The sequence below is a fragment of the Kurthia sp. Dielmo genome, from assembly GCF_000307285.2.
Lineage (GTDB): Bacteria > Bacillota > Bacilli > Bacillales_A > Planococcaceae > Kurthia > Kurthia populi.
Genome location: NZ_HE578956.1, coordinates 112,204 through 122,466, shown reverse-complemented (window position 1 = coordinate 122,466; position 10,263 = coordinate 112,204). Strand labels below are relative to the sequence as shown.

9 protein-coding genes and 1 riboswitch are annotated in these 10,263 nt (G+C 40.5%); of the genes, 5 read left to right on the top strand and 4 right to left on the bottom strand.

Features of this window, described 5'->3' with window-relative positions; genetic code table 11:
- Position 1: 1 nt before the first annotated feature.
- Positions 2-997, bottom strand: coding sequence for a FecCD family ABC transporter permease (locus KTHG_RS01055; RefSeq protein ID WP_020189063.1), 996 nt, complete (start codon positions 995-997; stop codon positions 2-4).
- Entirely contained in the window at positions 997-1,956 is a 960-nt protein-coding gene (locus KTHG_RS01050) for an ABC transporter substrate-binding protein (protein WP_020189062.1), read from the bottom strand. Before KTHG_RS01050 ends, KTHG_RS01055 begins: the two co-directional genes overlap by 1 nt.
- Before the next feature lie 58 nt (positions 1,957-2,014).
- Positions 2,015-2,146, bottom strand: a riboswitch (adenosylcobalamin (AdoCbl) riboswitch).
- Between the two features lie 202 nt (positions 2,147-2,348).
- Here KTHG_RS01050 and KTHG_RS01045 point away from each other — a divergent pair.
- The 4 genes from KTHG_RS01045 to KTHG_RS01030 are packed head-to-tail and all read left to right on the top strand — an operon-like array spanning position 2,349 to position 6,556.
- Positions 2,349-3,356, top strand: coding sequence for a MupG family TIM beta-alpha barrel fold protein (locus KTHG_RS01045; RefSeq protein ID WP_020189061.1), 1,008 nt, complete (start codon positions 2,349-2,351; stop codon positions 3,354-3,356).
- The gene (murQ, locus tag KTHG_RS01040) at positions 3,347-4,234 is read left to right on the top strand and encodes an N-acetylmuramic acid 6-phosphate etherase (protein ID WP_020189060.1); all 888 of its coding nucleotides are present in this window, start codon (positions 3,347-3,349) and stop codon (positions 4,232-4,234) included. Before KTHG_RS01045 ends, murQ begins: the two co-directional genes overlap by 10 nt.
- 20 nt (positions 4,235-4,254) lie before the next feature.
- Positions 4,255-5,715, top strand: coding sequence for a PTS transporter subunit EIIC (locus KTHG_RS01035; protein WP_020189059.1), 1,461 nt, complete (start codon positions 4,255-4,257; stop codon positions 5,713-5,715).
- Positions 5,705-6,556 carry a MurR/RpiR family transcriptional regulator gene (locus KTHG_RS01030; RefSeq protein ID WP_020189058.1) on the top strand — a complete coding sequence of 284 codons (852 nt, stop codon included), beginning with the start codon at positions 5,705-5,707 and terminating at the stop codon, positions 6,554-6,556. Before KTHG_RS01035 ends, KTHG_RS01030 begins: the two co-directional genes overlap by 11 nt.
- 145 nt (positions 6,557-6,701) lie before the next feature.
- Here the strand turns inward: KTHG_RS01030 and argS are convergent, their stop codons facing one another.
- A complete protein-coding gene (gene argS, locus KTHG_RS01025) occupies positions 6,702-8,369 on the bottom strand; it encodes an arginine--tRNA ligase (RefSeq protein WP_020189057.1) in 1,668 nt (555 codons plus the stop codon).
- Complete coding sequence (locus tag KTHG_RS01020; RefSeq protein WP_020189056.1) at positions 8,369-8,809, bottom strand: YwiB family protein; 441 nt, start codon at positions 8,807-8,809, stop codon at positions 8,369-8,371. Before KTHG_RS01020 ends, argS begins: the two co-directional genes overlap by 1 nt.
- Positions 8,810-8,958: 149 nt before the next feature.
- Here KTHG_RS01020 and KTHG_RS01015 point away from each other — a divergent pair, with 149 nt between their 5' ends.
- On the top strand, positions 8,959-10,050 hold the full coding sequence (locus KTHG_RS01015) for a GGDEF domain-containing protein (RefSeq protein WP_020189055.1): 1,092 nt from the start codon (positions 8,959-8,961) through the stop codon (positions 10,048-10,050).
- Positions 10,051-10,263: the final 213 nt, after the last annotated feature.

The following is a 10,263-nucleotide window of genomic DNA, read 5'->3' as shown; positions in this document are numbered from 1 at the left end:
TTTAACGCCCCTTTCTACGTTGTCTAAAGAAAATATAAGCAAATACTGGCGCACCAATAAATGATGTAATGACGCCAATCGGTAATTCGGATGGTGCAATAATCGTGCGCGCTACTAAATCACAGACGATAAGTAGCGTGGCACCATTAATAATTGAGAGCGGTAGTAAATGACGATGGTCCGCACCGAAAAGTAGACGTGTCATATGCGGTACAACTAAACCAACAAAGCCAATTGTCCCTGACACTGCTACGGCACAGCCTGTTAAAATTGAGCCGCCCACTAAAATCATCCACTTGCTGCGCTTCACATTGACCCCTAAATAATGCGCGCGCTCCTCGCCAAATAATAAGGCATTTAGTTCCTTGCGATTCATCCATAGCATCAAGGCACCCACAAGTAAAAATGGCCAAATCATTTTAATATACGGCCAGCCACGCATCGATACGCTCCCCATGAGCCAGTTTAAAATCTGACGCAGTTCCTCACCAGTTAGTGCAATCATAAGTGAAATAACGGAGCTTAAAAAGGCACTAATAATAATCCCTGTTAAAATCAATGTTTCCATTTTCATCGAACGATCGACAAGGCGTGAAAAGCCAAGCACTAACACCATTGCGACCATTGCACCCATCATACTAAAAATTGGTAATGTGTATAGGCCAAGCGCAGAGGATGAAATACCGAAGAAAATCGTCATCACCGCTCCGACCGATGCCCCAGAAGAAACCCCCAGCGTATATGGATCAGCCAGTGGATTTTTCAATAAACCTTGAAAGGCAGCACCTGCCATAGCAAGTGCTGCCCCTACAAGACCGGCTAAAATCACACGTGGCACGCGGATTTTCCATATAATATTTGCCGAGGCTGCATCCGCTGATGACGGATTCCACAACACAGATAGTGGAACCTTCACCGAGCCAATACTAATCGCAAACCATGCCGCTACAACTAATAGCGCAAAGGATACGGTATACCCGACAACATGTTTTTTCATTATTTAAATGCCTCAGGATAGACAGCTTTCGCGATTTCTTCTAAGCCATCTGCTAAACGTGGACCTGTACGACTTGTTAAATTGTCATCGACTTGCACAATTTGGTCTTCTTTCACCGCTGTAATGGTATCAAAGCCATCACGTTTTTTAATTTTCTTCATGATATTTGGTACGTAATCATACTTCACGATAATGACATCTGGGTTGCCTTTTACAATCGCTTCTGGGTCGATTTTATACCAATTTTCGCCGCCATCTTTAGCAATATTATTCGCACCAATTAAGTCGAACATTTCTTGCATATACGAGTTATTACCCGCTGTATAAATATCTGGTGCATCTGATGTTTCGACAAATACAGAACGTTCTTTCACATTGGCATCTTTAATTTTCTGTTGTACATCCGCTACTTTTTTCTGCATATCTGCAACAATTTTTTTCGCTTCAGCTTCTTTATTTGTCACCTTACCGATTAGTTCGATATTGGCATACGTTTCATCAAATGAATTTGCTGTTGGCACAACAAATACAGTGATTCCTGCATCACGCAACTGTTCTAATCCTGCTTCAGCCGTACCTAATGATGACGCATCAATTAACACGAAATCAGGTTCTAACGAAATGATTTTTTCGATATTTGGATTCATATCGCCAACCATTGTTTTTTTAGTCGCTTCTTTCGGATAATCATCATTCGTTGTAACACCTGTCACCTTATCTCCTAAGTCAAGTGCGAATAATGATTCCGTAATGCTTGGTGATAATGTAATAATTTTTGAAGGCTCTTGCTTAATGCTAATTTCTTTACCTGTCGCATCCTTCACTGTTAATGGGTACGCATTTTGCTGCGCTGACTGTGTTGTTTTTTCCTTGTCATTTGTCTGATCTGCTGTACCGCAGCCTGATAATAACATTGCTGAGACCGCTAATGCGGAACCCCATGACATCCATTTTTTCAAAATCCATTCTCCTCTCATTTCCCGAGAACATAAAAAGGCCCCTGTACATACAGAAGCCCCCTAAAAGTTGACTATCCTCGTAGCACATTCAAAAAAATAGTAGGTAATCTGGCTTCGAATTACTTCATTACAGTGGCGGGACCGCATGAGATTTTCACTCATTTCCCCTACTATCTCTGTGTGTTTAATTGCCCCTATTATACAAAACTTCGAGACGTTAAGAAAGCATATTCGGAATAGTGCGTCATTTTCATGTAATTACGCACCAATTTTTCATTTATTTTATTTAAAAATGTAATTTAATTTCTTTTTAAAAAATATTTTAAATAAAATTTGAAATTTTATTACTTTTAGATTACACTATTTGTAAATAAATGAAAGGGGTTACATTCATGTTAGGGTTTTCTGTTTTTTTAAATAATATAGATGCTACTTACATGCATAACATGACAGATGCTGGCTTTAGTGATGTTTTCACATCACTTCAGCTTCCTGATGTAACCGAAGCTCATTTAGCCCGGCTAGGTGAATTATGTGCAGTTAATCATTTACGTTTAACGGTGGACATTCATCCTGCACTTTTCGAGCAATTCCCAATCGAAAAGCTACAAGCATTCGGTGTACATCAACTACGTTTAGACGACGGCTTCTCTATTGAGCAGATGATATCACTTTCTACGGCTTTTCATATCATTTTAAACGCTAGTACGGTAACGCGGAAGGAACTAGAGCAATTGCTCATAAATGTGCCAGCATCTCGCCTTGCTGCCTGGCACAATTATTATCCACATGTCTCAACGGGCTTAAGTGAAGAATTTTTCAAGCAACAAAATGATCTTTTTAAACAGTACGACATCCCAGTAGCTGCTTTTATTCCTGGAGATGAATACCGCGCACCGCTTTTTGAAGGCTTGCCCACACTCGAGAAGCATCGCCATTTTTCACCGTTTGCTTCTTATTTAGATATTTTTGAACAGGTAGACCTCGTTCTTGTTGGCGATTACAGCTTAAATGATGTCAGTCTAAAACAATTTGAACTGTTTATACAGCAACAAACGATTTTACTGCACACCTCACTTGAGCGTACGTATGAGGATTTACATGCGACACGATTTCATAATCGCCCTGACTGCGCCGCGGATGTTATTCGCTTTTTGGAGTCTCGCCAAACGAAGCGACATGTCAAGCCGGGGGTTATTACAACTCGACCGATTGGTGCTGTGACAATTGATAATGAACAATTCGGGCGCTATGAGGGTGAGGTACAGCTCGTGAAAAATCCATTAGCAAGCGATGCTCGCGTCAACACTATTGGTTATGTCACAAAAGCCGACATTCCATTATTAAAATTGATTGGTGCCAATCAAGCACTACAACTGGAGGTTATCGAATGGATTTAAACAAATTAACGACAGAAAAACGTAATGAGCGCTCGATGAACTTAGATACGCTGTCGACAGAGCAAGTCATTCGCTTAATGAATGAAGAAGATGCCGTTGTACCAAAGGCAATCGAGCAAATCGTGCCAACGATTGCGAAGGCCGTTGATGCAATTATCGCGCGCTTCAAAAAAAATGGTCGCCTTATTTACATTGGTGCTGGTACGAGTGGCCGCTTAGGCGTGCTTGATGCGGTTGAATGTGTGCCAACGTTTGGCGTACCACCTGAAAAGGTCGTAGGTGTTATCGCAGGTGGTGACCGTGCTATGTACCGCGCAGTCGAGGGTGCAGAAGATTCACCTACACTCGGTCAGCAAGATTTAACAGCGCTTTCCCTGACAAAAGAAGATGTGGTTGTCGGCATTGCAGCAAGTGGTCGTACACCGTATGTCATTGGCGCATTAACGTATGCTAATGAGGTAGGTGCTGAAACGATTGCCCTTTCTTGTAACCAAGATGCGGAAATTAGCGCATTTGCTAATATTGCCATCGAGGTCATTGTTGGCGCTGAAGTATTAACAGGCTCGACACGTCTAAAAGCTGGTACCGCCCAGAAACTTGTACTAAATATGTTGTCGACCGCTTCAATGATTGGCATCGGTAAGGTGTACAACAACTTAATGGTCGATGTACAGCCAACCAATGAAAAGCTACGTGTTCGTGCCGTACGCATTATTCAACAAGCAACGGAATGTACAGAAGAGCAAGCACAAGAAGCCTTTGAGCAATCAGGTGAGCAAGTAAAAATCGCCATCGTCATGATTTTATTCGATCAAACGAAGGAACAAGCAGAAGAAACATTGGTGCAGAACCAAGGATTTATCCGTAAGACTACTTAACAAGTAAGGAGGAGTTCTAGATGACTGAATCAAAAGAAGTACGCTTAGCACATGACATATACGCTCAGATTGGCGGCAAAAAAAATGTCGATAAAATCATTCACTGTATGACACGTGTTCGAATTTCAATTAACGACTATAGCAAGGTAGATATTGACGCATTAAAAAATGTACCGGGTGTATTAGGGGTCATTGAAGATGATACGCTACAAGTTGTTGTCGGACCAGGTACGGTTAATAAAGTAGCTGCCGAAATGGTACGCGAAGCTGGTGTTAAGCTTGGTGAGCCATTCCCTCGAAAAAACAAGTCCAACAAGGAAATGGTCGAGGAGCGCGCGAAAGAAATGCAGGCAGCAACAAAGGCTAAGCAGAAGAAATCAAAGCTTCGTAGCGTACTAAAAACCATCGCCAATATTTTCGTGCCACTTATTCCTGCATTCGTTGGTGCCGGTTTAATCGGCGGGATCGCTTCTGTATTAACGAACTTACAAACAGCTGGTGACATTGGTGATAGCTGGACGCAATTAATTCTTATTTTAAATGTAATTAAAAATGCCTTATTTGCTTATCTTTCTATTTATGTAGGGATTAATGCTGCCAATGAATTTGGTGCGACACCTGGTCTTGGTGGGATTATCGGTGGTACGATTCTCTTAACGGGGATGACACCTGAAGCACCTATAACCAATATCTTTAACGGCGACCCACTTGTTGCCAATCAAGGCGGGATTATCGGCGTATTAATCGGGGTTTGGGTACTATCAATCGTTGAACGAAATGTCCGAAAAATCGTACCAAACTCCATCGATATTATCGTAACCCCAACCATTACATTACTAATCGTTGGCTTACTGACAATCTTCATTATCATGCCGTTTGCTGGCGTTGTTTCTTCTGGTTTAGTTGGCGTTATTACAAGCGTCTTAGATATTGGTGGACCATTCGCCGGCTTTGTTTTAGGGGCATGTTTCCTACCAATGGTTATGCTTGGACTTCACCAAGTGCTCACGCCTATTCATATTGAAATGATTACGACAACGGGCGTCACATTACTATTACCTGTTTTAGCAATGGCTGGCGCAGGTCAAGTTGGTGCAGCGGTTGCATTATGGATTAAATGCCGTCGCAACAAACAATTAACAAATATGATCAAAGGCGCGCTGCCGGTTGGTTTCCTTGGCATCGGTGAACCACTGATTTACGGGGTAACACTTCCATTAGGTAAACCATTCTTTACAGCCTGTCTTGGCGGTGGTGTTGGTGGTGCAGTTATCGCCGGCATCGGTGGTATCGGCGCACAAGCTATCGGTCCTTCTGGTGTATCACTCATTCCGTTAATTAATTCCGGTCATGTGGTACATTATATGTTAGGATTAGTTGCTGCGTATATTGGTGGATTCGTCTTTACGTATTTATTCGGAACACCAAAATCAGCAATGGAGCCAACAACACTTGAAGGTGATGTACAACTTGAAAAATAATATTCTCTTAACAATTCAACATAGTCTTTCTCAGCTCTCTAAAAAAGAATATGTGATTGCAGATTTTATCTTGCAGCATGGCAAGCAAGTGATGACCCTATCGATTCATGAGCTCGCACAACAATGTGATGTCAGTGTCGCAACCGTCGTACGCTTTTGTCGCTCAATCGGGCTCTCTGGCTACCCAGAGCTCAAGCTCGCATTATCTGCTCAAACAGATGCTGATCAGCAAACGATTTACGAGGAAATTGCTCCCGATGATTCATTTGAGATGCTAAAGGATAAATTAACACAGCGACTTACTTCTACACTCTCGTTAACAAATGACGTATTAGAGGAACAGTCATTATTAGAGGCCGTTCAGCTCATCGAAAGCACCTCACAAATCATCGTTTTTGGTTTAGGTGCCTCGCACATCGCAGCGGAAGATTTCTTTCAAAAGTTTTCGCGTATCGGAAAAAATGTCATTACCCATTCAGACATTCATCTGATTACAACACTGCTTTCTGCTAACCCAGAAAATAAAGTACTTGTGCTTATTTCAAATTCTGGTGAAAAAACGCAAATCGAACAGCTAGAAAACATTGCGAAGAGCCTACAAATTCCTGTCATTGCGGTGACCGGCAATCAAGACTCCGAGCTTGCAAAGCAAGCTACGGTGACACTTTTACACAGTGCATTAGAGGTTAGAGGTAAAATCCGCACAGCCGCTACAGCGTCACTTATCGCGCAGTTGTATGTCGTTGATATGCTCTACTATTACTTTTTAACATCGAATTATACGAAGTATTCGGAGCCTATTTTACGTACACATGATGCGACCAATTTATTTTTAAAATAAAAAAGTGACTGAGACAAAACACGTCATTTTCTTTTTTAACGTTCGAAACGAAAAACCGGAACCGCGTCACAGCGCGATTCCGGTTTTTTTATGCTCATGGGAGCGACTTTACACGTATGTCAAAGCCTCGTTTTATTTAGCTAAATTACATTTTTTCAGGAGCAGCTACGCCTACTAATTTAAGCGCATTTTTAATTGTTTGTGCTACTGCTGTAATCATTGCAAGACGTGCTGCAGAGCGTTCTTTATTGTCAGCATCTAATACTTTTTCAGCATTGTAGAAGCTGTGGAATGTAGCAGCTAATTCTTGTACGTAGTTTGTGATACGGTGCGGTGCGCGAGCGCGTGCAGCATCTGCTACCACTTGTGGGAAATCCCCAACTTTTTTCAGTACATCGATGTCTTTTTCTGTAGATAATGTTTCAAGCGCATCTGTTGAAGGTGCGAAACCTTTTTCTTCTGCTTGACGTAGGATTGAACAAATACGTGCATGTGCATATTGTGCGTAGTATACAGGGTTTTCGTTTGATTGCTTCACAGCTAAATCTAAATCGAAATCTAAGTGTGTATCACCGGCGCGCATTGCGAAGTTGTAGCGTACTGCGTCTAGACCTACTTCTTCTACTAATTCACGTAATGTTACTGCGTTACCTGTACGTTTAGACATTTTCACTTTTTCGCCGTCACGTAATAAGTTAACCATTTGGATAACTTCTACTTCCAGCATGTCGCGGTCATAGCCTAGCGCTTGGATTGCAGCTTTCATACGAGGAATGTAACCATGGTGGTCAGCACCCCAGATGTTGATGATTTTATCGAAGCCACGTTGTAATTTATCTTCGTGGTATGCGATATCTGGTGTTAAGTAAGTGAATGAACCATCTGTTTTACGTAATACGCGGTCTTTATCATCACCGAATGTTGTAGAACGGAACCATACAGCGCCGTCTTCTTCGTATACGTGACCATTATCTTTTAATGTTTGGATGGCTTTTTCAACTTTACCATCTTTGTATAAAGAAGTTTCAGAGAACCATACGTCGAAATCAACGCGGAAGTCTTTTAAGTCTTTTTGAAGTTTACCGAATTCATGTTTTAAACCATGTGTACGGAAGAATTCAAAGCGTTCTTCGTCTGATTTATTTAAGATGTCTTCGCCAAATTCATTTGATAATGTTTCAGCAATCATGACGATGTCTTTACCGTGGTAGCCGTCTTCTGGCATATCTGCTTCTTGACCTAATGCTTGACGGTAACGAGCTTCTAATGATTTTGCTAATTTCGTAATTTGGTTACCCGCATCATTGATGTAGTATTCACGAGATACATCATAGCCTGCTGCATCTAAAATATTACATAATGAATCCCCGATTGACGCACCACGCGCATGACCTAAGTGAAGATCACCAGTTGGGTTCGCAGAAACAAATTCTACTTGTACTTTTTGGTGTTCACCTGCTTCAGAGTGACCGTATGCTGCTTGTTGGTCTAAAACAGTTGTGACAACTTTTGTTAAGTAGTCTTTTGCTAATGTGATGTTCATGAAACCAGGACCAGCGATATCGATTTTTTCGATATTTGTGCCAGCTGTTTCTAAATTATCTAAAATAGCCTGTGCGATATCACGAGGTGGTTTTTTCGCTAATTTCGTCATTTGCATCGCGATGTTTGTTGCGTAGTCACCGTTTTCTTTACTACGTGGTGTTTCTAAGTGGATATTTAAAGCACTTGGGTCTTCTACAAGCTCAGCTTTTGTAATAGCTTTTAATAAAGCGTCTTTAACTGACTGTTGGACTTGTTCTACTGCGTTCATTATTTTCCCTCCGTATAGCTATATTCTAATGTATAATCACCGACTGAATTTCCGCCTACGATTAGTTCGTAGTGTACCAAAAGTGTACCTTCTGCTGCTTGTTCTGTAAGTGGTTTATTATCGATATGATGCGTGCGTACAATGATTGGCATTGTCCCAAAATCCGCTTCATAATGGCCTCGTTGGTCAAGCCCTTTCAGAAACGGTAAGCGCATTTTTATGTCTCCGTTACGCATAATAATACCATCGGATTCATCAAAACGTAACGTTGTACGCATCTTTTTATCATTTAATAGTTCTTCATATTGAATGTACACTTTTTTACCGTCTTTCAACATATAAGAAGCGTCCACAAAAATCTCCATGATTTCAGGTAGTTCACCTTCATGTTTAATGGTCGTCTTAAATTTTAGTTGAATCGGCATCGCATTATTACTCAAAAAAGCTCCTCCGCTCTTTGTTAATATAACCTTATTATTATAGGCTAAGATATAAGTTTTTTTCAAGGATGTAGAGAAATTTCACTGCTCCTAAACGACTCTAAATAATTTAGTGTATAATAGAACCACTATTAGCTAGGAGAAATCAAATGATACTGAGCCTTATTATAAACTTTTCAATTTTATTTACGTTTATCGTATTAGCTTATTTTTTATATGAATTCTTTGGCGGCTTTAAAAAAGAATATCAGTCTTATTATCCTATTCTCGTTGGATGTGGCGCAGGAATCATCGCGGTTTTAGTAATGAAAACTTCCTTACATTTATCCAGCGAAGTGATTGGTGATACACGCTCTGCCGTCTTGTTATTGGCGATTATTATCGGTGGTCCACAGGCAGGGTTTATTACGGCTGTAATTGCGGGGCTCTTCCGCATGATTTCCGCTGACTTTTCAATGAATACGATGTTTTTTGGTCTTAATACGATATTTGTCGGTAGCGTCATGTCACTAATTGCAATGAAAATTCCGATTACCTCTAAAAATGTACATGCCTATATTTGGCCATGCGTGCTAGAATTTTTATTTTTCATTATTATTGTGACACCCGTCACTTGGGATGATCCATCACTTTGGACATTAACATTCATGAGTGCCTTTGCCTTTTATGCAACTTATGGCGTGCTACATATTTTCAAAAAGCAATTTGCTTATACACGTGCTGTTGAAAAATTAGCGGACACAGATTATTTAACGGGCGTCCCAAATAATCGCATTTTCCGCGAAGAATTAAATCGCCTGACAAACAACCGTCTGGCATTTGCACTTGTTTTAATTGATATTGATCGTTTCCGCGCAGTTAATCATCATTATGGTCATTTATACGGGGATGAAATTTTAAAACAACTCGCAAAAATTTTAGATGATTACGCAAAAGAACATAATAGCCTTTTAACACGCGTGAGCGGTGAGGAATTTTATTTAATTTGTTATGATGCGGCGCCAGCTATTGCGTTAAATTACGCATCTGAGCTACGCGTGCTCTTACGCGATCATACATTTATTTTGTCTAATTTTGAAAAAGTACATGTAACTGCTTCGTTTAGTATCGTCAATTACCCAGACAATGCAATCACAAGTGAATCACTCGTCAGATTAGCAGACGATATTCGCCAATCTCAAAGTAATTCAAAGCAATTAAATTCAATTCTTCATGCGAATCAAATAAAAAAAGAACATTAAAAAAGCTTTCAATATCGCCATTGTCCGTTAGGCGTATTGAAAGCTTTTTCTGCTTGTTTTATGTTTAAGACGAGGCATCTGGCTTGGGTTTAGGGTTTCAAATACCTGCATAAACACAAAGTATACAAGACTGCTGTCCAAAGTCTAGTGTTAGACTTTATATTTTAGTGTACTTCCTTTTCAGGTTAGTTTCAACCTTGGGGGAAGAACTTC